The sequence below is a fragment of the Paenibacillus provencensis genome (assembly GCF_042678545.1).
In the GTDB taxonomy this organism is placed as follows: Bacteria; Bacillota; Bacilli; order Paenibacillales; family Paenibacillaceae; genus Paenibacillus; species Paenibacillus provencensis.
Genome location: NZ_JBHTKX010000002.1, coordinates 116,420 through 142,236 on the forward strand (window position 1 = coordinate 116,420; position 25,817 = coordinate 142,236).

The window sequence follows — 25,817 nt, forward strand, 5'->3', positions numbered from 1 at the left end:
AAATCGACGGCAGCTTATTATTTTGTGAAAATGCCAAATGCTCGTCCTACAGGCAGGAAGGTCCGCCCAAAGTGCGTGTTAAGCACGGCGGCGCCCGCTCCATATAAGGATAGAAGTCCGATACCCAGCTCTGCATAGGCTGCCAGCGTGTGGAAGACGTGTGGCGCAATGCCGAACGCATCCAGCGTCAGACCGAGGAAGAGCAGGTCGATCAGAACGAAAATAAAGAACAGCACTTTATGCGTCTCCATAGCTCCAATGGTCATAAACAGACTGAAGATCAAATAACCGGCAAAAGCAAAGCCCAGCTGTCTGCCATCTGCTGCACCTGCAAGCGCCTCCCCGAACACGCCCATGTTCGTCAGCCAGCTGGCGGCTGTAGCGAACCAGAAGAAAGCGTAAGCTCCAAAGGCGGTCATGCCGAAGGTGTTATTGTGTTTGGCGTCCAGCATGCTTGCGAACAATTGAGCGAATGCTCCTAGAAAAATAGCCCATGGGATGACGAGGCTAAGTCCCTCGGTCAGGCCCAGCTTCTGGGAAGAAGCGACCAGTGTAACAATAGCCAGGCCGAATAGGCCGATACCGCTGGGATCAGCCGTCACGATCTTAATTTGAGTCGATGATGTATTTGACATGTTGTTTGTTAAAGCCTCCAGTAATCTAATATATGGTGCATCCATTTGATCTATTTCTGAAAAGTTATGAAAAAGATTCATGCTGAATCATTTTAGCGCATCATGACAATTTAATCTACTACAAATGTTACATGAAATCGAAGAAATACCGGATAAAGTGAAACAGAACCGGAGAAGTGTAGGTTAAGCTGTCGATTTGGCTGAGATAGCCTTTTTTTGGTGCCTCCGGCTTGTCATCACCGAGCAGTAAATCCCGCTTAAGCACAGAAATCGTCAAGCTGCCGAAAAATCCGCTGAGGCTGATCAGCATCCCTGTAATAAGGCCGAACTTCAAATCGAACGGCGTCAGGTGCGGATAGGCAAAATAAGCGGCGGCTGTCGTTACGAGAAACGCGCAGGCAAACCCTTCCCAGGTTAAATAGGGATTGGATGTGGGTACAATTTTCCGCTTGCCAAAATAAAGAGATGCCAAATAATGAACGACATCACCGAGCTGTGTCAGCAGCACGAGATACAAGACGATTCCAGCTCCATATTCGGGTGCAGCGAACTGGTAATAGGCCAGGTGACTGAGACCGAACACCATCAGCATAAGTCCCCACTGGGTAGAGCTGACACTGCGTACAAATCCAATGGTGCCTTTGTTGATCAGTCGCGGCAGCGGAAGGAAGAGAAACACATACACGGGAATAAAAATAATAAACATGCCGTACCAGCCAATGTAAATCCAATAGAACTGTACCGGAATCGACAAATACGCCCATAGAAACAGTCTGCGGTCTGCCTTTCTCGTCTTGATCATGGAGAAGTATTCCCTCAGTGAGAAAAAACAGAGCACCATAAGCGATAAGAGCGAAACCGCTGGGGTGAACAGGGTTGCCAGACAGAAGATGAAGAACATGCCCCACCAGGTCTTGATACGCTGGCCGATCGCCTTATAGTCCTTGTCAGGCTGAACCTTGCCGATGATATGATAGATAATATGAATTGCAACTAACAACGTAAGAATAACGATAAGGGTATGTAAAGAACTGCTCAATGTGATGTCACCAACTTCTTCATATTCTCGAATATAAGGAATGAAAACTACGGACAGAAGGAATCAATTTCATATACATTTAGCTGCTTAAATCAAGAGTATATATAGATCAAAATGATTTAATTTGTCTATATATAGTTTCGAATACACCTTTTTAATGAGTTATGAAATTGATTCAGAAGACCTTGATTATTCTAAAATTCCACCATTAGGATCATATGTTATTATGAAGGAACAGGTCAATCTTGATAAGGGGAAATTTGAAAAATGGAAGCTTCGCGTTCAGTTTATATATTGCTTACGAATACAGGGACGCTCTTTACGAAAATGATCCAGAGTTATACAAGGGCCCCCTATAATCATGCCTCCATTTCGTTTGATCGGGAGCTCTCAGAGCTGTACAGCTTTGGCAGAAAGCATCCGAACAATCCGCTGAATGGCGGATTCGTCAAGGAGGATATTAAGACCGGTACATTCAGCAAATATCCCAATACGACATGTGTTCTATATGAGCTAAGGGTCACAGACCGAGAGGTAGTGAAGATGAAGAGAGTGCTGCAGATCTTTATTCGCAGTCATCGTAAATATATTTACAATATCCTTGGCGTAATTGGTATTACGCTCAAAGAGCCGGTGGAGTTCAGCAACTCCTATTTTTGTTCCCAGTTTGTCGCTGAAATATTGCAGCGGTCCGGAATCAAGCTATGGAATAAGCTGCCTGCACTAGTGACACCGGATGATTTTCGCCAATGTGATCGGCTGAAGCTGATCTATGAGGGCAAGCTCAGCGAGTATGAACCTGACAAAGGTTGAATTCTATCAATATAATGATCCTTGTGGACACGACCTACATATACTATAAAAACGACAGTATTCAGAAGAAAGCAGGGATGTACTGTGCCCGCTAAGCGACAGCAGCAGAAGCGGCTGGAGCGGCGCCAGCTTCCACGGCAGAAGAAGAAGCTGCCACAGCCGAGCAAGCGGAACAAATTCAATAAGTCCCCGCAAAAGAGGCAGAAGGGTCAGCAAAACCAGGCTAACAAGCAGTCTCAGCAGCTCCAGCAGGATATTAATGTACAGCTTGCTATCTATACATGGCTGCAGGCAATCGGCACGAACATCGCAGCCATCGGACAGACCAAGATCCTATCCAAAAGCACGGAGACACAAGACGAGGGACAGAATCTCGTTATTATAGGCAACTATATCCAGTCGATTGCCAATGGGGTCCAGGCGGAGCTTACCTTGCAGCAAACTCCCTTTGTCACGAACAAGAGCGCCAACAACTGGAATGCCTTCGGTAACTTGCTGCAATCGATCGGGAATTCAATAGAGGCGATCGCGACAGAAGCGTCAGATTAAGAAATAACATAACCATAGAAATAGATAAGAGCATAACGACAGAATGGAGCAGGCGGATCATTGATCCGTCTGCTCTTGGTGCTTCACGTACAAAAGAGTTCAATATTACAGTCACACCATTGATGTAACGTTTGGCTTGTCTGCACAGTATTAAGGTAAATGAAATTGCCCTAATTGGAGAACATATAAACAATAGGGCTGCGTTCATGACTTTAGTCACGAAGATTCCAACTAATAAAGTTCGACTATATTTGACAAAACTGTGACATGGAAGTATAATACAAATAGTTAGTAACTATATTAAATATACTTAATTTTATATGCAAAGGAGTCCAGAATTATGTCTGAATTAAACGGAAAAGTGATCGTCGTTACAGGTGGAGCAAGTGGTATCGGCAGAGAAGCTTCATTGCAGTTATCGGCTAAAGGGGCAACGATCGTTGTCGCCGATTTTAATGAAGATGGTGCAAAGAAAGTAGTATCCGAGATTGAAGCGCAAGGCGGTACAGCGGCTGCATACAAAGTAGACGTATCCAAAGGCGATGAGATCAAAGCGTTGATCGATTTCACGGCTGAGAAATTCGGAACCTTCAGCGGTATTTTCAATAATGCGGGTATTGGGCTTGTCAAACCATTCCTTGAAATGGATCCTGCATCCTATCATCGTGTAATTGATGTTGATCAGCACAGCGTATACTACGGTATGTATTACGGTGCTAAGAAAATGGTCGAGCTTGGCGTAAAAGGTACAATCGTGAATACAGCTTCCATCTATGGAACGATTGCTGCAGTCGGCAGCTTCAACTATAACGCAGCCAAAGCTGCTGTGGTGATGATGTCCAAATCCGGTGCGCTTGAGCTGGCTGAGCATGGAATCCGTGTAGTGGGTGTTGCTCCTGGGTTCATTAATACGCCGATTCTTGGTGAAGATGAAGCAGCGAAGAAATTCCTTGCTGAACAGCATATGCGCGGCGAACTGATTGAGCCGGCGAAAGTAGCGAGCGTTGTAACCTTCCTGTTTACCGATGCTGCTTCTGCGATTAACGGAACAACGCTTCCAGTAGACGATGGTTTCCTGAGCTTCAAAACAAAATAAGAGCAGCCTCAATAGCTTGCACATGGATCGGTGTATAGACGTTAAGATCGTTTATGCGCCGTTTTTTTAATTTGACCCAGAATGAATCAATCTCAACATACCTGAGTTTCTTTAATAAAGAGTAGTTGATTTTGTTTACTCGTGTTTATGTATTTCGTTCGATATAATCTCTAGTGAAAGTTTTTGCTGCTTTTTTTTCACAGAATATAAGAATGGATAGGTGAACTGAAGATGACTAAAACAATCGTTCAAAAGCTGAATTTACATAACTTTACCCGTAAGGCTGTGCTGAATTTGCCTGCAGACATCGATTATTTTGCAGAGCTTGGGGCGTATGATCATGAGCTGACAGAGAGCAAATATGATCTCATTTTTGCCTTCGTGCTGGATATGGAGCAGATGAAGTCACAGGTGAGAAGGGTAATCGAGGAGGATTTACTGGAAGAGAAGGGTTACCTATTCTTTGCTTATCCCAAGAAGGGCAACAAGGTATACTCTACATACATTCACCGTGACGAGATCTTGGGAGGAATAGGGACAGACGAGGACGGCTATGTAGGGACAAGCAGCATCAAATTTGCACGTATGGTGGGCATGGATGACGTATTTACCGTGGTAGGGCTTAAGAAGGAACAGCGGAAGAGCAAGGAGACCTCCAGAGCAAGCCAGAGAGTGGAGGATTATGTCGCCATGATTCCAAATATTGAGCAGGATTTACAAAATGAGCCGGAGCTGCTCGCCTTCTACCTTACCCTTACACCGGGATATCAGAAGGACTGGGCGCGCTACGTATACAGTGCCAAGCAGGAGCCAACGAGGGAGAATCGGCGGGAAGAAATGAAAATGATTCTGGGAAAAGGGTACAAGAGCCGCGAGCTGTACCGCCAGGATCAAGGGCAGATGCGCCGCAAGGCTATGATGCAGCCCGCAGTCTTGAAGGGGCTCTATGTGTAGGTGACCCGGATACGGTGAGCGAGAAAATCGTGTATTTACGTAAAAATGTCGGCCCCCTTGGAACAATACCGCATGGGGAGTTCATGACGGCCATTGAGCTGATCGGTACGAAGGTTAAATCAGTGAGATTGTTCTACAGTGATTGATCATATAAGATCTTCAAGCCTTCCCTGAGTGTAAGGAGTGAGGATCTTTTTTGCGTTACAAAAATAGCAATCTACGACTAGTCCTATCATGATATAGTAGAATAAAGTCGTTTTATGTAGATTTATGGCTAGAGAACCGAAACAACCTGTTTTATAATTTATAAAAAAGCAACCATGGAGTAGATGAAGATGGCAGAAGAGCTGCGCATACCGGTATTCATGATTACGGCTGGCGGCAGTATAAGTATAATTTTATGCATATACGGATTGCTGAGACTTAAGAATGCACCTGGCGGGATGTACTATGTCTGGATGACATTTATGGCATCCCTTTTTTCATTTGCCTATGCGGCGGAGCTCACCAGCACGACATTGATGCAGATCAAGTTCTGGATCACGGTCGAATATATTCCGCTTCCGCTTATTCCTGCATTCATGCTGCTGATGTGTACACAATATGTCGGCGTGGCATTAAATAAATGGGTTTATTATTTCCTGTTTGCGATTCCAGTGACGACGACACTTATACAAAGCACGAACGAGCTGCATCATCTGTACTACACCTCCGTGACGCTCCGGGAGAACGCTCCTTTTCCGATCGTAGAGCTCACTTATGGACCGTGGTTCGCGGTGCACTCGGCTTATCTGTACGGATGCATTATCGCGAGTGCTGCAATTCTGCTTGTACAATGGGGCAAGGCAGCGCCTGCCTTTCGGAGGCAGATTCTTACGATGGCGGCTGGGAATCTTGTGCCGATTATCGGCGCTTTTTTCTACTTGGCTGGTATGAGTCCTTACGGGATAGATCTCGGGCCTGTCTTTATTAGTCTGTCCTTTGTATTTCACAGCATCGCCCTGTTCCGGTTTCAGATGTTCAGCGCAGTACCTCTGGCCAGAGAGATGGTGTTTGAGCATATGAGGGAAGGGGTTGTCGTCTTGGATGACAAGGACATCATCGTTGATTACAACCAAACGGTACTAATCGTGTTTCCACGAATGACCAAGGAGGTCATAGGGCAATCGGCATCGGCAGCGCTTCAGGATTATCCTGAGCTGGAGGAGTCGGTTCGTCGTGGACTGGAGTTTGACTATATGCTCAAAGTAAATGGAATGAATCAGCATTTTCACGTCAGATTTACGCCGATGATGAAGCAAGGGATGCAATTTGGCCGCATTATTACCTTTGTAAATATCACAGAACGCATTCATATGCAAGAACAGCTCAAGAAGCTGGCAGATACGGACGGATTAACCCAGCTCCTGAACAAAACAGCACTATTGAGAGAAGCGGATAAGGTCATTCGTGAGTACACCCAGCATGGGGGGGAGCTCTCCGTTATAATGTTCGATATCGATCTTTTCAAAGAAGTCAACGATACATACGGTCATGAAGCGGGAGATATCGTGCTGACTCATGTGGCGGATGCGATTCATTCGACACTTAGAGGTGTAGGCTTTGCGGGTCGTTACGGCGGAGATGAGTTTATTCTGTGGCTTCCGGATACCTACCTGACTGAAGCGTGTGAGCTCGCGGAATCGATTCGTGAGAATATTGCTGGACGCCAAATGCTCGTAGAGGATCAAGAAGTTCGTGTAACCTCCAGCTTTGGTGTAGCTCATGCCGGTATCGTCCCTGGCGAAGGACAGCATTCCACTCAGTCCCTCATGAGGGAAGCAGATAAGGCACTGTATACCGCCAAGAAATCGGGGAGAAACAGTGTTTATCCGCTTAGAAAATGGATACAAGTATAGAATCTAATCTTCCTCCGGAACGATCACATCAATATGACGGGATAAAATACGCAGATGGAGGGGCAGAGAAGGACCGACTTCACCATCTATATTGGTGGACAGCGACTCCTCGGATCGAACATGAACTTCCTTCGCTGTAAAATACACCACGTCGGAATGCTCCTTTAAATTCCCGAGCAAGAGCGAAGTGCCGACAGAAAGTGTGTTAAAGACATTTATATCTTTGATGATGAAGCAGTGAATTAGTCCATCATCCACGGAGGCATGAGGCACCATCTTTTCAAATCCGGCGACAGAGTTGGTTAATGCAGCCACGAACAAGGGGGATTCACCCACCCATGTTTCATCATCATGCTCAATAATCAGATGATTGGACGGGCTGTTCACGAGGCGTTTAATGCCTTCTTTGTAATAAGCGAACGCACCGAGCTTCGACTTTTGCTCTGAGCTCACATCAGCCAAGACTTCGGCCAGCATGCCGACCGCAATGACGTTGGCAAAAATGCGATCATTGATCAATCCGATATCAATCGGCTTCAAGCGGGTGGAACGGAGCGTACGGATCGCCTCAGCCGGATCAAGCGGGATATGAAGCGCTCTGGCAAAATCATTGACAGTGCCGAGAGGGACAATACCAAGCTTGGGCCTGTGTGCTTGATCCATGTAGCCATTCAGGGTCTCATGCAGGGTACCGTCTCCTCCAATGGAGACAACCAGATCATAGCAGTCCTCACAGGCAGAGATGCAGAATGCCGTTGCATCATGTTCCTTCGCCGTTTCATTTACGGCAGTCTGATAGCCCTGCTCCTCCAAGACCGCCTGTACATCTTTGAGATAGGCAAGTGCTTCTTCCTTACCGGATGAAGGGTTGATAATAATCATAGCCTGCTTCATATCGTTATTCCTTCCTTGGTTATCATTTTGATAATCTTTACCCGAAGAACTCCCCTAGTGAATACTCTCCAAGCAGACATCCGCAAAAAATAAGAAAAAATCGTCCGAATACCTTCTATTTTTCACAAAAGCATTTGCCGTTATCATCATATATAGATTAAGCCATGCTGTTTGCGAATAATAAGAGAGGTGCGTTGATATGACTACTACTTCTTTAACGGATAAATATATAGATTCCTGCACTGCCGTCACAGGCTTTCCTCCGATACCAAACCAAAAGATGCTGTCCGATTACGACAGCCATTCCATAGCTCCACCTGGAGAGCTTGTTCAAGTGGGAGATCGCTTTCTTCACACACTGATTACAGGGTCGGGCGATCAGACCATCATCCTGGAAGCGGGTATGGGCGGCTGCTCACAAGATTGGTCATGGATACAGCCTGAGCTGTCCAAACATGCGGTGGTGCTCTCCTATGATCGTGCAGGATTTGGCTGGAGCAAGGGAGAGATGAAACAGCGGAGCTGCCGAGATGATGTAGAGGAGCTGCGGGCCATATTGTCTGCCAAGAAGCTGAAGCCTCCCTATGTTCTCGTTGGAACTTCGTTCGGCGGAATGACGATAAGGCTGTTTGCTTCCATGTATCCGGATGAAGTGACTGGATTGCTGCTCGTTGATTCGATGCATGAGGGCATGAATATCAAGACTGTATCCCCAGGATATCGCCGTACTGCATTTGGAGCCGACCCTGAGCTTTGTTATGCTCGTGAAAGTGCCCTCCAGCTGTATAATGCAGCTCCCCTTCGACCATCCATGCCTGTCATCGTACTGATTGCGGGCAAGCAAACGGAAGAGTGGAGGGACAGTCAGCAGGCACTGTATGAACTGACCAATTGCACAATACCGTTAACCGTTCAGGACAGCGAACACGACATACAGATTCATCAGCCGGAAGCGGTCATTGATGCGGCGCTCTCCCTCGCTATACTCGGGCATCGTGGATAGTGAGAATGAACTGAGTTTCTTCAAGTAAGTAAGGATTCCTGCACCCATAATGGGATGTAGGAGTCCTTTTTTGGTACACCGCACACACCTGGACATATGTAAAAAAGTACATTATAATAATTATGTAATATAGTTACCGAAGGTAACTATATAGTGTTTTTGATGAACCCGGCCTTTTGTATCTAAAGAGAAGCTTATTTGCAAAGGACCAGACTTGCACCTATGCGGGAATGGTCTTTTTTTGTGATCTATAGAAAGGGGTTATTGTAATGAAACAGACGGTATCAAAGGACCGTTTATGGACAAAGGATTTCTTCATTGTTTTCGGAGTGAACTTTTTATTATTCCTATGCTTCTATTTGCTTGTCGTTATTATGCCATCTTACGCAATTAACGAATTTGGGGCATCGGAGAGCATGGGTGCATTTGCATCCAGTATTTTTGTGATTGGTGCATTGATTGGCCGGCTGGTTGGTGGCAGCACGATTGAGAAGGCGGGACGGAGACGGATGCTCTTGACCGGGTTGATTTCTTTTGTCATATTGACCTTCCTTTATTTTGTCACCCCCAATTTGGGCTTGCTCCTGATCGTCCGCCTGCTGCATGGGATTGCCTTTGCGCTAGCTTCTACAGCGACAGGGACCATATCGGCGAGCCTCATACCTCATTCAAGAAGAGGAGAAGGAACCGGATATTACGGTGTCAGCATCATTATTGCCTCTGCCATTGGTCCGTTTATCGGATTGTTGGTCAAAGAACACGGCAGCATCACATTAAACTTCATTCTATGCGCGGTTCTTGGCGTGTTATCCTTGGCCTCCTCTTTCCTGATGAAGGTTCCTAAGCTTACACTGACAGCGGAACAACAGAAGGATCTAAAAGGCTTCAAGGTATCCAACCTGGTTGAACCGAAGGCTATTCCGATCTCGATCATCAGCTTCGTCATGGCGTTTGGATATTCCAGCATTCTAACGTATCTCACCTTGTTTGCCGAAAAAATAAACCTGGTGGAGGTCGCAAGCTTCTTCTTCATCGTCTATGCGATCGTCGTCATTCTGACCAGACCCTTCACAGGAAAATGGTTCGATAAGCATGGAATCAACGTGGTCATGTATCCCGCCATTATGCTGTTTGCCATTGGTCTCGCTATTCTGAGTCAGGTGCACAGCGGTCCATTACTGCTGCTATCCGCTGTTTTTGTCGGACTGGGCTACGGAACGACGCAGGCCAGCGCTCAGGCGCTTGCCGTCAAGAGATCTCCGGTTCACCGGATTGGGCTCGCCACTTCGACCTACTATATTTTTGTTGATGTCGGGATCGGCGTCGGGCCTTTTATTCTCGGGTTCCTCACACCGGTCATCGGCTACAACGGCATGTATATCACAATGGCGGCTCTAATGATTGTTGGATTTGTCCTTTATTATGCGCTGGTCGGCAGAAAAGAAGCTGCAATGCAGAATTCGGAGCTGAAAATTTTGAATTAACTCTTTCAGTTCATTGGTACCTGCAGGAATTCTGCGATAAGCTTCTGGCTTATAAAAATACTCCCTGCCGTATTTGGCAGGGAGTATTTTTAATGATAGTGCATTTTGGCTCGACACTATTTCTTGTATGGCAAATATTTTATTGCTGGCTGCTACGTTTTGTTTACAGCGAGCCTTTGATCACCCGTTTGTAGTAATTGACAGACAGAATGCCAAAGATCGAATAGAGCACGGTGTACAGCCCCATCACGATCAGCATCGGCGCCATGAGCTCGGTACCGAAGAGGAACCAGCCTGATTTGACAGCGAAGTAGCTGTGGAACAGACCGACAATGAGCGGAATACCGAAGTTGAACAGCTGCTTGAACCGGATGCCGCGCATCAAGTTGCTCTCTGTAAAGCCCAGCTTGCGCAGAATTGTGTAGTTTGGACGTTCCTCTTCACTCTCATCCATCTGTTTAAAGTACAGAATACAGCCGGAGGTAATAAGGAATGTCAGTCCAAGGAAGCCAACGATGAACATGATTAGTCCCATGTTATTACGCTGATTGATGAGAAGCTCATATTGGGAGAAGCTTGGAGCGGATAGCTCCATGTCCGTGTAAATCTCATATGCTTCTGTGACCTGTGAGCGGTCCTTGAGCTGAATTCCGTAGTAATCTGAACGTTCATCAGTTTGGAGCTCAGGGTCCAAATCTGAGCGAAGCTGCTGATATACAGTATCGTCTACAATGACAGTGGGAAAGCCGCCGCCGTAATAGTAAGACAGCACCGAGTCTTCCTTGCTTCCGATCAATTTTTGATGAATTTCCGCTCCGCTTCCTCCAATAAAACTGAATTCACCTGTACTCGCAATAGTCATGAAGCCTGATAATGCATCATCGTATCCCATGAATAGAGCTTCACCAGTTTCAAGCTCGACACCTTCAACCATCGCTTCACTGAGCACAGGTGTCTGAATTGCTTCATCGGCAAACGTACTATTTGATATGAGTTTACTTGCATCTATCTCAACTTCAATCGGCTGTCTGTGAATGACTTCATAAGCAATCAAATGTGAGTCTAGCTCGGATATGAATTCCTCTTTGACTTGCTCATCTGCAAAGGAGAAATCATGAGGCACACTGTTCGTGGCACTCGCTCCAGCAGAATAATAAGAGATATAGCTGAGTGACAGCAGGCCGATCGCGAGCGCCGAGACCGTCGTGATGACCGTGAGAAGCATGGCATTCGATTTCATCCGAAACATGATCGATGAGAGCGACAGCACCTCGCCGATGGACAAGTACCCATTCTTGCTCTTGCGGATCGCGTTGAATATGAAGCTGACCGAGCCTTTATAGAATAGATAGGTGCCGATAATAACCGAAGCCAAAATAAAGATCATGGCCCACATCAGTTCGTTCATTTCCGTAAATTGTCCCCCGAATAATTCAGTGGATACATAATAGCCGCTTAGAATCAAAGCGATCCCCAGTACGCCAATTAGTATTTCGAACAGTGACATCTTACTCACCCGCTGCTGTGCGATGGATACGACCCGGAACAGGGAGAGTATGCTCTGTCTGACAATGAACAGATAGTTCATGATCATGATCAGCACGTAGATAAGCCCAAATACAATAACGGTCTGCATGAGAGCCTCCGGTGAAAAGCGAAGGGCTGCCAGCTCATCCACACCCAGTATTTTGAACAGAATCATGAGAATAAGCCGCGAAGCGGCAAATCCCGCTGCAATACCGATAACCATGGAGCCAAAATACAGAATCAGGTTCTCTGCCGTCAAGATTCGGAAGATGCGGCCTTTCGTCAGTCCAATCAGCTGGAACAGTCCGATTTCCTTGCTCCGGCGTTTGATGAAGATCGTATTGGCATAGAGCAGGAAGACAGCGACAATCGCAACGAGCAGAACGGAAGCCGCTCCCAGCGCAGCCGCCCCTTTGACCGTACCCTTGGCTTCATCCATGGACGGATCGTACTGCAGCGTTACGAAAGAGAAGTACAAGCCCACGCTGAAGATAAGAGCAAATACATAAAGATAATAATTTCGTAGGTTCTTCTTCAGGTTTCGAAAAATAATGGTATTCAGATTCACGCTTGAACACCGCCCAGCACGCCTTGGGTTTTCATAATATCGCTCAGGAAGGAGGATCTTGGCTGCTCGCCTTTATTCAGCTGCGAGTAAATCTGTCCGTCCTTGATGAAGATGACCCGGCTGCAGTAGCTTGCCGCTACGGGATCATGCGTCACCATAATGATCGTTGCCGCATGCTTCTCGTTCATGTCATTTAGCTTATTCAGCAGATCTGATGCGGATTTTGAATCGAGGGCCCCTGTCGGCTCATCTGCAAAAATAATGCCTGGATCATGGATGAACGCTCTGGCAGCAGAGGTACGCTGCTTCTGTCCGCCTGAAATCTCACTTGGGTACTTATCCGCCAGCTCGTAAATGCCAAGCTCGGATGCGACGGCCTTGAACTTCTCAAGCGCTGCCCGCTTGGATACTTTCTTAATGGACAATGGAAGGAGCACATTTTCCTTGACCGTCAGCGTATCAAGCAGATTATACTCCTGAAAAATAAAGCCGAGATGGTTCTTGCGGAATTCAGCGAGATCCTTCTCCTTCATGCCTGTAAATTCCTTGCCCTCAATCTCAATCGTCCCCTCGCTCAGCTTGTCGATGGAGGACAGCACGTTCAAGAGGGTGGTCTTGCCTGAGCCGGAGGCGCCCATGATGCTGACAAACTCTCCTTTGTTTACTTTAAGATCGATACCTTTCAGCACTTCCTGCTTATTGAATTTGTTGCCGTATATTTTGTGAATTTTGTTTGCTTCCAATATAACCACAGGTTTCCACTCCTTATGTTCTTTATGAATCCATCATACCTGGCTCACGTAAAATTCTCCTTCGATTCAGCGAACAAAGCACAAGAAGCATGTGACAATATTGTCACATGCCTGCAAGGTGATCAAAATCATTAGGAACAGGAAAGGTAAGATAGAAGGCCGTGCCATGCCCTACAGAAGACTGAACCTCTATATGAATCAGAAGGGATTCGGCCGATTTCTGTGCCAAATACAGACCCATTCCCGTGGCCGCGCTTTCCTGATGCCGGGTCGTTGATGTGAACCCCCGATCAAAAATGCGGGGCAGATCCTTCGGATCAATGCCGCGGCCAAAATCCTGGATGGTCAGAAGGACATGTCCGTTCTCTTGCCGGCTCTCTACGATAATATCGGAAGCTTCGCAGTATTTGACGGCATTGGTCAGGATCTGCCTGAGGATGAAGCCGAGCCATTTGGCATCCGTGAGCACCTTAGGCTCTTCCAGTGATACGTCAAAGCCGATTCCTTTTTGAATGCACCATGATTTGAGGTCCCGAATCTCCTTGTAGATAATAGGTTCAAGCGAAGTCTCCTCAATATACAGATCATTCTCGATAAAAGGAATCCGCTTCTGATGAAGCTGCTGATCCAGGAGGTGGTGAATCCGCAGCCATTCGAATTGAAGCTGGTTCTTGAGCGCATCGTCAGGCAGCCGGTCAATCATGAGCCGCATCGCGGTCAGCGGTGTTTTGACCTCGTGAATCCACGAGAGCAGTTCATCCTTCTCCTGCTCAAGGAGCAGAAGACGGCCGGATGCTTCTTTTTTATAATGCAGGGTCTGCATCGTCACTGCATCCTCCACAACCTGCTCGAAGGGACTCTCGGCGCTCTTGAAGGCTGCAAGATCATAGGTGTGATTCCAGGCCTGCACCTGCCGGAAGAACTTCGTTTCCTTATGATACCGAATAAAGAAGAACAAAATACAAAGCATGGAGGACAGCAGTGTAATATACAAAATTGGCAGCAGTGGAACAGAGGTATCGATATAGGCGACAAACAGCGTCAGCAGCTGCAGGACGAGGATCATCAGCAGCCAGCTGCGCCGTTCAATGATGAACTTGCGAATCATGGGGCAGCCTCTTCCGTTGCCATATAACCCTGTCCAACTTTGGTTTCGATATAAGCACCAAGGCCGATCGTTTCGAGCTTCTTGCGCAGGCGGTTCACATTAACGGTGAGCGTGTTGTCGCTCACAAAATGCTCGTTGTCCCATAGGCTCTTAATCAGCTCTTCCCGGCCGATGATTTGGTTCTTCTGCTCAATCAGCATCTTGAGGATGAACATCTCATTTTTCGTCAGCTCTGCTGTACCCTGATCATTTGAAATGGTGTTCTTCACATATTCTACAGCTGCTCCCCTCCAGGTCTTAAGCTGGATCGGCTCTGTATTGTAATTGTAGACACGGCGGAGCGTGGCCTGGATCTTGGCGATCAGGACATCGAAATGAAACGGCTTCTGAATGAAGTCGTCAGCGCCGAGCTGCATGGACATGACCATATCCGTCGGATGGTCACGGGATGACAGAAAGATGATGGGAACGTTGGAGTGGGCCCGAATCATGCGGCACCAATGAAACCCGTCGAATTTGGGAAGCTGGATATCGATAATGACAAGATCGGGCTGGGTATCTGCAAACTCCTGCATGACTTTATCAAAATTTTGTACACCGTATGTATTATAAGACCACTGCGATAAGCGGTTCTTTATTTCCTGAAACAAGGTCAGATCATCCTCGATGAGCATGATTGTGAACATAAGACAAGCCACCACATTTCTATATAGATTACTACAGTCAGTGTATAGGAAATTCTTTACTGATTAAAGATACTATAATTGAAGTGCAAATGGATATCCTTAAGTCAATTGAGAGAGAATTAACACAATCTACTTCTCCTATTTATCAAGCCATCTTAACTCTAAAGTCAGCTGATCATGTGTATGCTGATATTCAAAATCAAACGAGAGAATATTATGAGGCATACTCAGTGCTAGGTTCAATATACTGTAAAGGGTTAATAATGAGCATACGCACAACTTTACAGAAAAGAGGGCTGCATCATGGTAAATAAAGATACCCAAAATAATGAAGAAGACAAAGCCATCCGTGATGATGAACCGGACCAATTCGAGAAGACCGGCAGTAGGACGGGCGAGGACGACGAAGAGAAGTCGGAGCAAAACAACGCGTAAGCCAAAGACCAAACACCCTTTCGTGGATAAGACGAGAGGGTGTTTTTATTAAACGGCTTTATTCTGATCCTTACTCCACAATAACGCTGGCTTCCATACTCGGATGCGTAGCACAATAGTATTTATAGGTACCTTTCTCATGGAAGGTATAGCTGAATTCCTCCCCAGGTCCGAGATGGCGGCTGTCGAAGGCACCTGCCAAATTTGTCACCGTATGAAAGACAGGATCCTGGTTCTCCCAGGTTACGGTTGTTCCGGCTTTGATTCGAAGCTCCTTGACTGAATACTTCATGTGGCTGATCGCTACCATAACTTCTTCCCGGGCCTCTTCTGAGGGGGAGACAGGAGCCATGATTGCACCTGTTATGCTGCTATGCTGTTCTTGCTCTTTATGATCCCCATGCCCCTCATGTCCTGACGCAGGTCCTTTATCACCGATAATGACCATCGTATGCATGCCGCCGGGATAGGCTCCATTGTTGGTATTGTCGACAACGTTATGGCTGTGGAAGGGGTAGGTGCCTTCCTGAATGAATGTAATGAGCAGATCGTATCGCTCGCCTGGTCCAACATTTACAGTGTCCTTCTCAAGCGGGGCAGGCAGCGGCCTGCCGTCGGATGCGATGACCTGAAAATGATGCCCGTGCAGATGCATGGCATGAGGCAAGTATCCGGAATTGATGATGCGGACGAGCACCCGTTCCCCAAGCTTGCCTGTGATCACCGTACCTGGGTCCTTCTCGGTGTCAGGATAGGCCTTGCCATTGATTGTAAAATAGGTAGGCTTGAAGTCGGTACGGTCATACTTTTTCCCCTCCTGCACGGCCTTATGCCACACCGGGTCAATCTCGTTCAGTACGAAAGAGTATTCTTTATCGTATTTCGGACCACCAGTCCATGCCTCATTAGCTCCATTCTTTGCTTTGACAATAAAAGCGCCGGTCATCCCCATCTGGAGATGCTCGATCGTATCGACATGACAGTGATAGAAGTAGGTTCCTGCATGCTCGGCCTTAAATTTGTAGGTGAAGCTGTCTCCGACCAGCAAATCTTTAGAGGTATGCGGTACACCGTCGTTTGCCTGATCCGTATCGAGCCCATGAAAGTGAATCGTATGCGCCACCTGTTTGATTCCCTTCTGGGAGGTACCTAGATTGGTTAAGGTAACCTCTACTTGATCTCCTTCATTAACGGTGAGGGTAGGGGCAGGATATCCGGCAGACCCCTTTTCTCTTTGCTCACTATAACCCCACACGTACACAGATGTGTCATCCGGGAGCTTGAGAGTGCCGTCGGTAGCATAGAGGTGGAAATGCTTGGTCGCCTGAAGAGACGTATTCTTCTCGCTTGGGATATGAGAAGCAGCCGCTGCAGAGATACCAGGCTCAGATCGGAGCATTATATTTATATTTGAAAATAAAAACATAACCATGAGCAGGATTACGACTGTACGGAACAGAAGTGCTTTTCTGGATGAATTTATCATATATTGTTCCTTTCCCCTTGAAATTGGGTACATGTAACAGAGATATTGAACACTCCCACCATGAGGCGGGGGATTCTTGGATTGTCAAACCCATCGGTTTGAAGTTGCCCTGCTTGTGTCATCCCGATCATGGCACGTCCTGCAGGATGGACAACTCCATTCCCGTATAGATAGAAGTTTGACCTCTGGATTCACACAAAGCCGCAAAGATGGCAGGCTTGGCTTGTGGGTGCGATCGTGTCCGCAAATTTCAAGGTGCGTTCATACCATTTCGCTTTATAAGTAAGCGTTCAAACTCACCCTTGCAAGCCTTTTTTACCAACATGCCTAAATCGAAACATTTGATCACGCTAAGCGTCTATATATTTAGGATACTGGCATGCAGTTTAAGTCAAAACCTTCTTTAGATTATTTGTTAGGATGATCGAATTTATGAGTTCTGCTTGAAAATAGATAGCCGCAAGGATTTAACAGGGGAGGAATATGCGCAGTGGGGAAATACATATCCATAATACTTATTTTCTTAATCATCAGTATGAGTGTTGCCGGACAAGCCTCCTTTGCCAAAGCGTACAACGAAGAGATATTTATTGAAGATGAGGCACTATCCTATGGGTTAAAGTCCATTCTTAATAAGCCGGCAAATGAGCCGCTCACGGCAGAAGATTTGGCCTCCTTGACTGTTGTTGATCTGCGGAGCCTGGGAATCAAGAGCCTGGCTGGACTGGAGCATGCGGTAAACATGACTCATCTGAGGCTCTCCGGCAATGAAATATCGGATCTTGCACCCATAAGTGAAATAGAGACACTGCGGGAAGTGGATGTAAGGAATAACTATGTCACTTCAATCGAGGAGTTAGCAGGGCTTACGGATTTGGGAAGACTGTACATAAGCAATAATGGAGTTGCATCAATTGAGGCCGTCAGGAACTTTCCCCGGTTACATACCCTTCTGATCAGTGGCAATCCGGTACAGAGCCTGAACGCGCTGGAAGAAGCCAAGGCATTAAGCTGGCTGGAAGCGACAGACAATGGAATTACAGATATTTCAGTGCTCGCTGAGCTTCCAAGCCTTCGGTATATTCAGCTGGACAATAATCATATCGAAAATTTGTCCCCTCTTGAGCATCTGACAGAAACGCTTGAGGGAATCAGTATGAACAATAATGAAATCACCGATATAGCACCTCTTGCAAGCCTGACGAGCTTAAGGTCGATTAAGCTGGCCAATAACCAGATCTATGATCTGGCACCTCTGGAGGATTTGGCAGAGCTCAGTGAACTGCAGCTATCAGGCAATCGAATATGGGATATTTCGCCCCTTGCAGATCATGACTTTATTTATTTTCCGGCAAACAGGAATGGAAACGTACAAGAATACTATTCCTTGGGACTCGCTGACAACTATTTGGACTTAAGCGAAGGAAGCGATACATTAGACATTTTTGAGAAAATAACGGCGAATGACAGAGACAAACGATCTCAAGGCGAGCTGCAGCGCTTAATCATCGGATCAAGCACAGCCTACGCCGGAAGCGTGGGGTTTCCTTTGGAAAGCGCCCCTTACATAAGCGACAACCGCACCTACGTGCCGCTTCGTTTTGCAGCAGAGCAGCTGGGGGCTGACGTTGAGTGGAATCAAGATTTGAGTGAAGTTACGATTCAGAACGGAGAAACAACGATTCGCTGGAGGGAAGGGAGCAGGCAAGTGGATGTGGATGGAAGAATTGAACGGTATGATGTGCCGCTGATGAAGCAGCATGGCAGTTTGTTCGTTCCTGTCCGCTTCATATCCGATCAGCTGAATGCAGACACGGCTTTTATCAACAAAACGAAGACGACGCTTATTTTTGACTGATGAAAATATTAATATATCCGTGAAAAGTAGAGCTATAGAGCGGATTTATAGCTAATCAATGTCTACTGTCATCATTTCTCAACAATTGATGTACAAGGATATTTATGCATTTCTTATAAAAATAGGTTTACATATTTTCCCTCTAAATATAGTATGAAGGAGTACGTCCATAACATTTAAGGGGGAGAGCAATATTATTAATCGTAAATCTTTTAAGTGGCTTGCCGCGCCACTTATTCTGATGCTGGTCGTATTAACCGGCTGCCAGTCAGTAGGTGGATTTGATGTCAATTCAGCAATACTAGGAAGCAAGGATAAATTATATCAGCCGATGGAGTCTCGTGAGACGCTCGAGCTGGAAGTTACACCGTCTGCAAATGCAACTGCAGAAGACAAAGAAATGATAGATTTATTAAACTCCATATCTGTACATATTGATAGCGCGAAAACGGAAGATATGGATAATGCTTCGGTTACAGGCTCTGTATACTATTTGGATAATGAAATCCCGTTCCTCTTTAGCATGGATAAAGCAGGGTTTGCTCTAGATATTGAGGGTGCGGAGAAGCCGGTCTACTTCTCATTGGGGGAAGAGACAGAAACACCAGAGATGACAGAATATTATGAGCAGGTAGAGGATGTAACCTGGCAATTGGCAAGCTTCTTAGTGAAGCATTTGCCTAATCCAGACACGATCTCGGTTGCGAAGGCACAAGAGACGGTTAACGGGGAACGGCTTGATCTCACTCATCTTCACGTGGAGATCAGCGGCACGGAGATGGTCGAGCTTATTCGTCCTTTCCTGGCCTCTGTTGCTGAAGATGAGGAGGGCTTGAAGCAGCTTATCGGCAATCTCTACGATGCGATCTCGGTCATGTTTGTTGCGATTGAAGCAGAAGATGAGTCGCTTGAAGGAGCTTCGGAATTCCTGTCTCCGGAATCCAAGGATACGACTGTAGCGATGATTCATGGTGCGATTACAGGGTATCTGGATGAGCTCCTTGTGGATTATGATCAGGAAGTTGAGAAATTGTTCAATGAAACACCAGAGCTGAAGACAGTATTCGGCGATGATACGAATCTTACAGTAGATTATTATTTCGACAGCGAGCTGAATGCCCGCAAAGCAGCTGCAGAGCTGAAGGTAGCCATTCCGGCATCGGATGAACTGCCTATCAGTGAAATTAAGCTTGCAAGTACCTCTGAGATATGGAACCACGGAACAGAAGTCAAGGCGGATAAGGTCGACACTTCAAATGGCGTTCTTGATGTGATGTATGGTGAAGCAACTACAGGCGAAATCCTGCGTAATTTTGAAGGATCCGCGCCGGTGCATGAGCTGCTGATGAACTCCGGCATGACCAGCATGTTCACTTATCTTGATCCGGAAGACGAGTACTACGGAGTGGTGAATAACGACGGTACCGGGTTCGTAGCCCTTCGTAATTTCGCAGATCAGTTTGAAGCGGATGTGAAATGGACCAAAGGTTCGAATCAAATTGTAGTTACAAATGACCTGACGCTTGAGCAGTCCACTTATACGCTGGGCTCCGATCAAGCTGTCGTCAATGGAGAGACGGTAACCCTGCCTTCTGCGCCTTATATGGAGCATGGGATGGTCTATGTTCCACTGCGTTCCATTGCAGAAGCATTGGATGCAACGGTTACGTTTGAAGACGGCTGGTATACCGTAGAACGCATGTAATAGCATGGTATTGTAAAATGAGCACATAGCTGATCAATGCTGCCGATGGCGGTATTGATCAGCTTTTTTAATATTCAGCTCAAGAAAAGTCTGAGAAGGAAAAAGTCCATGTTTTGTCCGGGTCGAATACTCTATAATGGCTAGGCAAGTAGGGAGGAGGAGAGGTATGGAGACAGCTTCAGTGATGCAGGTCACACTTTCTGCAACGAAAGAATGGATCATGCATTCCCGATTTAACGGACAGGACTATCGAATTTGTGTGTATTGTCCAGTAGAGGAGCCTCCAGCAGAAGGCTTTCCTATCATTTATACACTGGATGGCAATGCGACCTTTGCGATGACATCGGAAATGATTCGCATTCAATCGGTGAGACGGGAGAAGACGGGGGTCGTTCCAGCGATTGTGGTCGGTATTGGCTAATAGGGACAGGGGTAGTGCAGGGCTCCTGTCCTTTTTTATAAGCCCATCGGTTCATTCATTTCGCATAATTGAATCGTGCATGATAGAATGAAGAAGGCGCTAAGTTATGACGTGCCAATCCCCATACGGAAAAAGGAGTGTATGACGAATGGCTTTGACATTTAAGAATATGATTGAAGAAGCACTGAAGCATGTATCCGGGGTTAGCTCCCAGGAAGCAAAGCAGCAGATTGCTGACAAACCGAACACACTGGTGATCGATGTACAGGATGCGGCTGATGCCGGTGCTTGCGGCCTGATTCCGAGCAGTGTCAACATCTCTCTTGGTATGCTGCCGATCCGTGCAGATCTTGAGCTGCCAGCCGAGCTTCGTGATGAGCGTCTATCTGATCGCAGTCGTCCTGTCCTTGTTACCTGCGGTGCAGGCGGACAAGCTACTCTAGGTGCTTATATTTTGCATCAAATGGGCTTTACTGACGTTCATTTTATTGATGGCGGTACAGCGGCCTGGAAACAAGCAGGCTTTGATGTAGAAGCATTGTAAGAGATGTAGACCTATCGATCACATAAAAGTAATAAGAAAGAACGCCGGGCACCCTTTTTCTAAGATGGGCAGCCGGCGTTCTTTTGCGTTCTTTTATCAGGAATAGACTAATTGACCGAATGCTCTTCCTTCTTGTTCAAAATGCTGTCCTCCAGCATGCCGGATAGACTGCCATGCTCTTTGATGATGTGGCATTCTCCCCAATTGCACATGGAGTCCAGAATCGGTTTGAGGCTCCAGCCATACTCGGTCAGCTCATATTCCACCCGCGGCGGGACCTCGTTATAGCTGATACGGTTTACGATACCGTCCTCCTCAAGCTCACAAAGCTGCTGGGTCAGCATTTTTTGCGTAATGTTGGGCATCAGCCTGCGAAGATCACTGGTTCGCTTCCTGCCGTGAGTCAGATGACAGAGAATGACGCTCTTCCACTTTCCACCGATGACCTCAAGTGTTGCTTCCACAGAGATGTTATATTTCTTAGTCATGTACTTCTCATCCCTTTCCAAAGGCACTAAAAAGTACCTATAGTACTTGGCCGTTCAGCAGCACAAGTCATCTTGCGCTGGGATCTTCAGCATGGAATTGTCACGATTCCAAAATCCACGAAAGAGCACCGGATTATAGAGAATGCCAACGTATTTGACTTTACACTGTCTGATGAAGAGATGGCACGGATAGATCAGCTGAATCAAAATCACCGGGTTGGTCCGGATCCCGATCATATTGATTTTTAAAACATCAAATTAAGGCGGTTCCTAATCTTATAGGAGCCGTCTTTTTTAAGTTCCAAGGATTAAGCCTTGTTTAAACGTGAAAAGTTTGGGACAATAATAAACGGATTACGCATGAATGCAGAGTCAAACTGCAGGTTGTTTGGACCTGATTGATAGTTTGTCTGTACGGGCATTTCAAATTCATCGTTTTAATGATCGCTTAAATATATTGAAGTATGAGGATTCTGCTTAAATAACACGGAATGATGCAAAATCCTGGTATGTGAAAAGAGGGCATAAGATTCATGATTAAACCATCCATCTATGGATTAACACTTGATCAAATGGGAGCCTGGCTCGAAGAGAAGGGTCACAAGAAATCCCGCGCCACCCATGTATGGGAATGGCTCTATAGAAGAAGGGTTACAGAATTCGACCAAATGGAAGAAGTCAATAAAGACTGCCTCCAGCTGCTGTCAGATCACTTCTCTATTCAAACATTAACGGAGCATACACGTCAGGAGTCCATCGACGGGACGATTAAATTCTTATTCCGTTTGTCCGATGGCAACTTGATTGAAACCGTGCTTATGCGCCACAAATTTGGCTTGTCCGTCTGCGTGACAACGCAGGTTGGCTGCAACATCGGCTGCAGCTTCTGTGCGAGCGGATTGCTCAAGAAGAGCCGGGATCTGAGCAGCGGCGAGATTGTGGAGCAGATCATGAAGGTGCAGCTGCACCTCGATTCGCTGGGTACGGGTGATAGAGTAAGTCACATCGTCGTTATGGGGATCGGAGAACCGTTTGATAATTATAAGAATATGTCTGATTTCATTCGTGTCGTGAAGGATCACAAAGGGCTTGCGATCGGAGGACGGCACATCACGGTTTCAACCAGCGGACTGGCTGGCAAGATCAAGGAGTTTGCGGATTCCGATCTGAACGTCAACCTTGCGGTATCGCTGCATGCACCGAACAATGATCTAAGAACACGTATTATGAAGATTAACAAGGCCATCCCGATTGAGAAGCTGATGGACGCTCTTGAGTATTACTGGGATAAGACCAATCGCCGGATCACGGTCGAATATATTTTGCTGAAAGATGTGAATGACCAGCCGGAGCATGCATTGGAGCTGGCAGAGCTGCTGAAGCATAGACGAAACCTTGCGATCGTCAACCTCATCCCATATAACCCTGTAGATGAGCACAGCCAGTATCAGCGGAGTGAGAAGGACTCGATCACTTCCTTCTACGATACACTCAAGAAGCAAAATATTAGCGTAAGTGTGCGGCTGGAGCACGGAACCGATATTGATGCAGCTTGCGGACAACTGCGCAGCAAGCAGATCAAGAAGGACATGGACGGCAGCCGGGAGAAGGTACTCTCTTAAACTTGTAATCAAGATCCTATGTGATGACATAGGGTCTTTTTTTATGCTGCAGACAACGAGGCTGCACCAAAAAAAGAAAGGGATTTCTCCCTTTCTTACGGCAGTACGTATTATATTAGCTTGAGCTATGTTTTCTGCTCTTGTAATAAGAGGAGCCATGACGATTGTGTCTGTGCTTGTAATCGGACGAGGAGCCTCTGCGTGAATAACGATGAGAGCTGCTCGAGTAACGTTTACGGGATTTTCGGTCTGAGCTGCTGTATCGTTTACGTCCATGACTGTGCGAAGTGGAGTGAAGAACCTTGTCGATCAATTTTCTAAGCATAATAAACACCTCTTTTATCGAATAGCGTATTCGCATCCTTGACGGGATATGATGAATAATATAACCCACTCGGGCCTTCCCCTAAACAGAGCGAAATTTGCTAAATACCATTTTATTATAGGTGACCAAGCTTAATGCACCCTTAAAATAATGTAATCGCTATGTAAAATTTAGTATGTGTCGGGTAGTATAAAAAAAGCTGTCTCAAGTCAATAAGATGACTGTAGACAGCTCTTTATTTATGATAATCGTTATCTAACGCCCTTCATTGCACGCTGGATGATCGGTGAAATAGCGAACAAGATAATCGCGAGTACGATGGAAATTGCCCCGATAATACCGAAATAAGCCATTTCAGACTCAGGAGAGTATAGCTTTACGACCTGAGCATTGATCGCCTGAGCAGCGGCATTCGTCAAGAACCACAGACTCATCGTTTGAGCCGAGAAGGCGGCAGGCGCTAGCTTCGTTGTCGCGGACAGACCGACCGGTGACAGACACAGCTCACCAAGCACGACGATGAAGTAGCTGAGCACGAGCCACAGCGGATTTACCAGAGTATCGCTTCCGCCGAAGTAGGCAGGCAGGAGGATGACAAGGAACGATAGACCTGCGAACAGAAGCCCGAGCGAGAACTTTTGCGGAATCGACGGCTGACGGTCTCCAAGCTTAACCCACATCCATGCGAATACCGGTGCCAAGATAATGATAAACAGCGGATTCGCTGATTGGAACCAGGCTGGTGCAATCGTAATACCTGCGAATTCCAGCTGAGTCCGATTATCTGCGTAAGAAGCAAGAATAGTTGAGCCTTGCTCCTGAATGGCCCAGAACATGACAGAAGCAATAAAGAGCGGAATGTACGCGAGTATACGCGAACGCTCTACCTTGTTTGTTTTGGGACTATTGTACATCACAACAAAGTAAGTAGCTGGAATCAGAATACCGAGAATCCCGACGATGAAAATAAAGGAGTCGAACGTAAGGAGACCGGTCTGAATACCTGCAACCGCAATAATAACAACGACAATAACTCCGATCAGAATTGAGCTATACAGCTTTTTCTTCTTTTCAGGAGCGATTGGGTTAGCTACCACTGTACCCGCAAGACCGAGGTTCTTCTTCTTGGTCAGCATAAATACGACGAGACCAAAGAACATACCTACTGCTGCAACACCAAAACCAAGGTGATAGTTGTACTCACCCAGCGTACCTACGATTAGCGGAGCAAGGAAGCCCCCCAGGTTGATCCCCATGTAAAAGATACTGAAACCGGCATCGCGGCGATCGTCATCCGTCGCATAAATATCGCCAACGACACTCGACACGTTCGGCTTCAATAAACCGGTACCGAGTACAATCAGTACCATAGAGCCAAAGAATGTGGCCACACTGCCTGGAATCGCAAGCAGGATATGACCGAACATGATAAGTATACCGCCGTAGAAGACAGCCTTGGACGTGCCAAATACCCGGTCGGCCAGCCAGCCGCCTATAATTCCGGACATGTATACGAGTGAACCATAGATAGACATGATGGACAACGCAGTAGATTCGGCAATGCCAAGTCCACCGTTTGTTACCGTATCGTACATATAGTAGAGAAGGATTGCTCTCATTCCATAGTAGGAGAAGCGTTCCCAGAACTCTGTAAAGAATAAGGTGAACAACCCTTTAGGATGTCCAAAAAATCCTTTCTGCGGGACACTGTCGACAATGTCCTTTTTCGTGATGTCTGACATGAAATAACCTCCTGTGACTTTTGCTAATCATACCGTTAGATGTTTTTACCTGTCAAAAGCTTTCCAGGAGGTAATATTAAGCATCTACCTGCCAATAATCATGAACAAAGTAAAAAAGGACTGAATACTTCCTGAAATAACAAGTAAAAATTCAGCTAACGGTGGTTTGTCTCCTATGTAAACGA

25 protein-coding genes and 2 pseudogenes are annotated in these 25,817 nt (G+C 46.4%); 15 read left to right on the forward strand and 12 right to left on the reverse strand.

Annotated features, from left to right (window positions below; translation table 11 throughout):
* Positions 1–17: 17 nt before the first annotated feature.
* Positions 18–635: an acetate uptake transporter gene (locus ACFQ3J_RS16710; protein ID WP_091159999.1), complete on the reverse strand. Its 618-nt coding sequence runs from the start codon at positions 633–635 to the stop codon at positions 18–20.
* 127 nt (positions 636–762) lie between these two features.
* Entirely contained in the window at positions 763–1,674 is a 912-nt protein-coding gene (locus ACFQ3J_RS16715) for a phosphatidate cytidylyltransferase (RefSeq protein WP_091160000.1), read from the reverse strand.
* 267 nt (positions 1,675–1,941) lie between these two features.
* Between ACFQ3J_RS16715 and ACFQ3J_RS16720 the strand changes: the two genes are divergently transcribed.
* From ACFQ3J_RS16720 to ACFQ3J_RS16745, 6 genes and pseudogenes are all read left to right on the forward strand, one after another.
* Positions 1,942–2,487 carry a hypothetical protein gene (locus ACFQ3J_RS16720; protein WP_091160002.1) on the forward strand — a complete coding sequence of 182 codons (546 nt, stop codon included), beginning with the start codon at positions 1,942–1,944 and terminating at the stop codon, positions 2,485–2,487.
* Between the two features lie 84 nt (positions 2,488–2,571).
* Positions 2,572–3,036: a DUF6944 family repetitive protein gene (locus ACFQ3J_RS16725; RefSeq protein WP_251583077.1), complete on the forward strand. Its 465-nt coding sequence runs from the start codon at positions 2,572–2,574 to the stop codon at positions 3,034–3,036.
* 340 nt (positions 3,037–3,376) lie between these two features.
* Positions 3,377–4,132, forward strand: coding sequence for an SDR family NAD(P)-dependent oxidoreductase (locus ACFQ3J_RS16730; protein WP_091160004.1), 756 nt, complete (start codon positions 3,377–3,379; stop codon positions 4,130–4,132).
* A gap of 231 nt (positions 4,133–4,363) precedes the next feature.
* Complete coding sequence (locus ACFQ3J_RS16735) at positions 4,364–5,086, forward strand: YdeI/OmpD-associated family protein (protein ID WP_251583076.1); 723 nt, start codon at positions 4,364–4,366, stop codon at positions 5,084–5,086.
* Positions 5,047–5,232: pseudogene (locus ACFQ3J_RS16740) on the forward strand (LLM class flavin-dependent oxidoreductase); the annotation flags it as partial. The gene ACFQ3J_RS16735 and the pseudogene ACFQ3J_RS16740, both read left to right, overlap by 40 nt.
* A gap of 189 nt (positions 5,233–5,421) precedes the next feature.
* Complete coding sequence (locus ACFQ3J_RS16745; RefSeq protein WP_251583075.1) at positions 5,422–6,984, forward strand: histidine kinase N-terminal 7TM domain-containing diguanylate cyclase; 1,563 nt, start codon at positions 5,422–5,424, stop codon at positions 6,982–6,984.
* A 3-nt stretch (positions 6,985–6,987) separates the two neighbouring features.
* On the opposite strand, the gene ACFQ3J_RS16750 is transcribed toward ACFQ3J_RS16745, so the two are convergent.
* Positions 6,988–7,878, reverse strand: a complete 891-nt coding sequence (locus ACFQ3J_RS16750) for a diacylglycerol/lipid kinase family protein (protein ID WP_091160008.1) — start codon at positions 7,876–7,878, stop codon at positions 6,988–6,990.
* A 199-nt stretch (positions 7,879–8,077) separates the two neighbouring features.
* On the opposite strand from ACFQ3J_RS16750, the gene ACFQ3J_RS16755 reads away from it, so the two are divergent.
* The gene (locus ACFQ3J_RS16755; RefSeq protein ID WP_251583074.1) at positions 8,078–8,881 is read left to right on the forward strand and encodes an alpha/beta fold hydrolase; all 804 of its coding nucleotides are present in this window, start codon (positions 8,078–8,080) and stop codon (positions 8,879–8,881) included.
* Positions 8,882–9,150: 269 nt separating this feature from the next.
* Positions 9,151–10,365: an MFS transporter gene (locus ACFQ3J_RS16760; protein WP_251583073.1), complete on the forward strand. Its 1,215-nt coding sequence runs from the start codon at positions 9,151–9,153 to the stop codon at positions 10,363–10,365.
* A gap of 163 nt (positions 10,366–10,528) precedes the next feature.
* On the opposite strand, the gene ACFQ3J_RS16765 is transcribed toward ACFQ3J_RS16760, so the two are convergent.
* The 4 genes from ACFQ3J_RS16765 to ACFQ3J_RS16780 all read right to left on the reverse strand — a co-directional run bounded on the left by ACFQ3J_RS16765 (position 10,529) and on the right by ACFQ3J_RS16780 (position 15,006).
* Entirely contained in the window at positions 10,529–12,460 is a 1,932-nt protein-coding gene (locus tag ACFQ3J_RS16765; protein WP_251583072.1) for an FtsX-like permease family protein, read from the reverse strand.
* Positions 12,457–13,212: an ABC transporter ATP-binding protein gene (locus ACFQ3J_RS16770; RefSeq protein WP_251583071.1), complete on the reverse strand. Its 756-nt coding sequence runs from the start codon at positions 13,210–13,212 to the stop codon at positions 12,457–12,459. The genes ACFQ3J_RS16765 and ACFQ3J_RS16770 overlap by 4 nt, the downstream gene beginning before the upstream one ends.
* 103 nt (positions 13,213–13,315) lie before the next feature.
* A complete protein-coding gene (locus ACFQ3J_RS16775) occupies positions 13,316–14,320 on the reverse strand; it encodes a sensor histidine kinase (RefSeq protein WP_251583069.1) in 1,005 nt (334 codons plus the stop codon).
* Positions 14,317–15,006 carry a response regulator gene (locus tag ACFQ3J_RS16780; RefSeq protein ID WP_091160015.1) on the reverse strand — a complete coding sequence of 230 codons (690 nt, stop codon included), beginning with the start codon at positions 15,004–15,006 and terminating at the stop codon, positions 14,317–14,319. Before ACFQ3J_RS16780 ends, ACFQ3J_RS16775 begins: the two co-directional genes overlap by 4 nt.
* A gap of 303 nt (positions 15,007–15,309) precedes the next feature.
* Between ACFQ3J_RS16780 and ACFQ3J_RS16785 the strand changes: the two genes are divergently transcribed.
* Positions 15,310–15,441 carry a hypothetical protein gene (locus tag ACFQ3J_RS16785; protein WP_280142877.1) on the forward strand — a complete coding sequence of 44 codons (132 nt, stop codon included), beginning with the start codon at positions 15,310–15,312 and terminating at the stop codon, positions 15,439–15,441.
* A gap of 70 nt (positions 15,442–15,511) precedes the next feature.
* Here the strand turns inward: ACFQ3J_RS16785 and ACFQ3J_RS16790 are convergent, their stop codons facing one another.
* Positions 15,512–16,927, reverse strand: a complete 1,416-nt coding sequence (locus ACFQ3J_RS16790; protein ID WP_251583067.1) for a multicopper oxidase domain-containing protein — start codon at positions 16,925–16,927, stop codon at positions 15,512–15,514.
* A gap of 191 nt (positions 16,928–17,118) precedes the next feature.
* On the reverse strand, positions 17,119–17,181 hold the full coding sequence (locus tag ACFQ3J_RS27090) for a hypothetical protein (protein WP_449290101.1): 63 nt from the start codon (positions 17,179–17,181) through the stop codon (positions 17,119–17,121).
* A gap of 236 nt (positions 17,182–17,417) precedes the next feature.
* Between ACFQ3J_RS27090 and ACFQ3J_RS16795 the strand changes: the two genes are divergently transcribed.
* The 4 genes from ACFQ3J_RS16795 (at position 17,418) to ACFQ3J_RS16810 (ending at position 21,455) form a co-directional block, all read left to right on the forward strand.
* Positions 17,418–18,785: a leucine-rich repeat domain-containing protein gene (locus ACFQ3J_RS16795; protein ID WP_091160019.1), complete on the forward strand. Its 1,368-nt coding sequence runs from the start codon at positions 17,418–17,420 to the stop codon at positions 18,783–18,785.
* 241 nt (positions 18,786–19,026) lie between these two features.
* Positions 19,027–20,490, forward strand: a complete 1,464-nt coding sequence (locus ACFQ3J_RS16800; RefSeq protein WP_251583065.1) for a copper amine oxidase N-terminal domain-containing protein — start codon at positions 19,027–19,029, stop codon at positions 20,488–20,490.
* Between the two features lie 166 nt (positions 20,491–20,656).
* Positions 20,657–20,911, forward strand: coding sequence for an alpha/beta hydrolase-fold protein (locus ACFQ3J_RS16805; RefSeq protein WP_251583063.1), 255 nt, complete (start codon positions 20,657–20,659; stop codon positions 20,909–20,911).
* Between the two features lie 148 nt (positions 20,912–21,059).
* Positions 21,060–21,455 carry a rhodanese-like domain-containing protein gene (locus ACFQ3J_RS16810; RefSeq protein WP_091160024.1) on the forward strand — a complete coding sequence of 132 codons (396 nt, stop codon included), beginning with the start codon at positions 21,060–21,062 and terminating at the stop codon, positions 21,453–21,455.
* Positions 21,456–21,562: 107 nt separating this feature from the next.
* On the opposite strand, the gene ACFQ3J_RS16815 is transcribed toward ACFQ3J_RS16810, so the two are convergent.
* Positions 21,563–21,943, reverse strand: coding sequence for a winged helix-turn-helix transcriptional regulator (locus tag ACFQ3J_RS16815; RefSeq protein WP_251583061.1), 381 nt, complete (start codon positions 21,941–21,943; stop codon positions 21,563–21,565).
* 48 nt (positions 21,944–21,991) lie between these two features.
* Here ACFQ3J_RS16815 and ACFQ3J_RS16820 point away from each other — a divergent pair.
* Together ACFQ3J_RS16820 and rlmN are read left to right on the forward strand one after the other, a co-directional pair.
* Positions 21,992–22,192 (forward strand): annotated as a pseudogene (locus tag ACFQ3J_RS16820) (aldo/keto reductase); the annotation flags it as partial.
* A gap of 284 nt (positions 22,193–22,476) precedes the next feature.
* Positions 22,477–23,565 (forward strand): 23S rRNA (adenine(2503)-C(2))-methyltransferase RlmN, encoded by a 1,089-nt coding sequence (rlmN, locus tag ACFQ3J_RS16825; RefSeq protein ID WP_091160026.1) that lies wholly within the window; start codon positions 22,477–22,479, stop codon positions 23,563–23,565.
* Positions 23,566–23,680: 115 nt separating this feature from the next.
* On the opposite strand, the gene ACFQ3J_RS16830 is transcribed toward rlmN, so the two are convergent.
* Both ACFQ3J_RS16830 and ACFQ3J_RS16835 read right to left on the reverse strand, forming a co-directional pair.
* Positions 23,681–23,890 (reverse strand): hypothetical protein, encoded by a 210-nt coding sequence (locus ACFQ3J_RS16830; RefSeq protein ID WP_091160028.1) that lies wholly within the window; start codon positions 23,888–23,890, stop codon positions 23,681–23,683.
* Positions 23,891–24,141: 251 nt separating this feature from the next.
* Positions 24,142–25,632 carry a peptide MFS transporter gene (locus ACFQ3J_RS16835; protein ID WP_251583059.1) on the reverse strand — a complete coding sequence of 497 codons (1,491 nt, stop codon included), beginning with the start codon at positions 25,630–25,632 and terminating at the stop codon, positions 24,142–24,144.
* Between the last annotated feature and the right edge of the window lie 185 nt (positions 25,633–25,817).

Coding starts and splice junctions, on each gene's coding strand:
- ACFQ3J_RS16810 (WP_091160024.1), top strand. CDS start 21,060: ATGGCTTTGACATTTAAGAATATGATTGAAGAAGCACTGAAGCATGTA.
- ACFQ3J_RS16775 (WP_251583069.1), bottom strand. CDS start 14,320: ATGATTCGCAAGTTCATCATTGAACGGCGCAGCTGGCTGCTGATGATC.
- ACFQ3J_RS16830 (WP_091160028.1), bottom strand. CDS start 23,890: ATGCTTAGAAAATTGATCGACAAGGTTCTTCACTCCACTTCGCACAGT.
- ACFQ3J_RS16835 (WP_251583059.1), bottom strand. CDS start 25,632: ATGTCAGACATCACGAAAAAGGACATTGTCGACAGTGTCCCGCAGAAA.
- ACFQ3J_RS16790 (WP_251583067.1), bottom strand. CDS start 16,927: ATGATAAATTCATCCAGAAAAGCACTTCTGTTCCGTACAGTCGTAATC.
- ACFQ3J_RS16745 (WP_251583075.1), top strand. CDS start 5,422: ATGGCAGAAGAGCTGCGCATACCGGTATTCATGATTACGGCTGGCGGC.
- ACFQ3J_RS16720 (WP_091160002.1), top strand. CDS start 1,942: ATGGAAGCTTCGCGTTCAGTTTATATATTGCTTACGAATACAGGGACG.
- ACFQ3J_RS16735 (WP_251583076.1), top strand. CDS start 4,364: ATGACTAAAACAATCGTTCAAAAGCTGAATTTACATAACTTTACCCGT.
- ACFQ3J_RS16755 (WP_251583074.1), top strand. CDS start 8,078: ATGACTACTACTTCTTTAACGGATAAATATATAGATTCCTGCACTGCC.
- rlmN (WP_091160026.1), top strand. CDS start 22,477: ATGATTAAACCATCCATCTATGGATTAACACTTGATCAAATGGGAGCC.
- ACFQ3J_RS16760 (WP_251583073.1), top strand. CDS start 9,151: ATGAAACAGACGGTATCAAAGGACCGTTTATGGACAAAGGATTTCTTC.
- ACFQ3J_RS16710 (WP_091159999.1), bottom strand. CDS start 635: ATGTCAAATACATCATCGACTCAAATTAAGATCGTGACGGCTGATCCC.
- ACFQ3J_RS16800 (WP_251583065.1), top strand. CDS start 19,027: ATGCTGGTCGTATTAACCGGCTGCCAGTCAGTAGGTGGATTTGATGTC.
- ACFQ3J_RS16780 (WP_091160015.1), bottom strand. CDS start 15,006: ATGTTCACAATCATGCTCATCGAGGATGATCTGACCTTGTTTCAGGAA.
- ACFQ3J_RS16730 (WP_091160004.1), top strand. CDS start 3,377: ATGTCTGAATTAAACGGAAAAGTGATCGTCGTTACAGGTGGAGCAAGT.
- ACFQ3J_RS16815 (WP_251583061.1), bottom strand. CDS start 21,943: ATGACTAAGAAATATAACATCTCTGTGGAAGCAACACTTGAGGTCATC.
- ACFQ3J_RS16750 (WP_091160008.1), bottom strand. CDS start 7,878: ATGAAGCAGGCTATGATTATTATCAACCCTTCATCCGGTAAGGAAGAA.
- ACFQ3J_RS16805 (WP_251583063.1), top strand. CDS start 20,657: ATGGAGACAGCTTCAGTGATGCAGGTCACACTTTCTGCAACGAAAGAA.
- ACFQ3J_RS16785 (WP_280142877.1), top strand. CDS start 15,310: ATGGTAAATAAAGATACCCAAAATAATGAAGAAGACAAAGCCATCCGT.